We start from the raw sequence: 979 nt of genomic DNA, 5'->3' as shown, positions 1-979 counted from the left end.
CCTAGCTTGATTTGCCGAATCTATATATGGATCTTTTCAATTCGAAAGTGGCGGGTGAAAGAGGAATGGAGTTATAAGCTCCCAGACGGCAAAACCATTGTCATTCCTGCAGGCTTYGAGTTTGACGGTGCATCGATTCCGCGTCCTCTCTGGATGTTACTTTCTCCGACTGGTTTGCTACTCATTCCTGGAYTAATTCATGACTATGCCTATCGTTACGACAAGTTGGTATACAGGGACGAAGAAGGCAATCTAATTGACTATCAAAAAGGTGCTGGTAAAGCGCATTGGGACAAACTGTTCTGCGATGTAGGTATTCAAGTTAACGGTATTGCTTTCATTGATGTACTTGCTTGGTTAGCTTTGCTGGTGGGTGGTTGGTTTACATGGTGGAAGCATCGTAGAAACGATGAGAAGTAAGCCTAACAATAAATTCAAGCAGATTCGCAACGCTCGGCACTTTTGGTTTGAATCGGCTTTAGTGTTTACGGCACAATGCTTTAGGTAGGTGGTAGCGTTGCTCACTACTTAATTTGGCGTTAGTCGCCAGAAAAAGCCAGCAGTCAAAATCATGTGTCTGAGCTAAAAATTTGGCAGCGGTTTGTTTGGTACACAGATTCATCTTCGACGGTCAAAGCTCTGTTTCATCGGTTCTAAATCAATGCATTGCTATTTTCCAAGCGGTTGTTTCGTTCTTTGGTGGTGATAGAGCGGGGCAATCGAAAATCTGTTTTTGGTTGCAACTCCGCTCGGTGAGTTTGTTGGTACAAAAGCCAATTTACTCGCTGAAATGACGTTTTCTCTGGTTTTGTAAGTTCCAGGTGGTATCAGTCGGTGTTTTTCAAGATAGTTGCCATCATTTGCTCGCTTATTAAGCAGCTTCTCTTTCTGGATTTAGGTGGACTTCGCCAACTGGCTTACAGTTCCTGATATCACCAGTCCATCGTTCAGGTTTTCGCTGTTTTGCAGCGAGTAATAC

At 43.6% G+C, this 979-nt stretch carries 1 protein-coding gene; it reads left to right on the top strand.

Features of this window, described 5'->3' with window-relative positions:
- Positions 1–420 (top strand): DUF1353 domain-containing protein (locus ELS82_RS25320; protein ID WP_208733320.1); only part of this gene is annotated, 420 nt, incomplete at its 5' end.
- Positions 421–979: the final 559 nt, after the last annotated feature.

The sequence above is a fragment of the Vibrio ouci genome, from assembly GCF_004551525.1.
Lineage (GTDB): Bacteria > Pseudomonadota > Gammaproteobacteria > Enterobacterales > Vibrionaceae > Vibrio > Vibrio ouci.
Note: the sequence above shows the minus strand (reverse complement) of the source record. Positions and strands in the feature narration are given on the sequence as shown.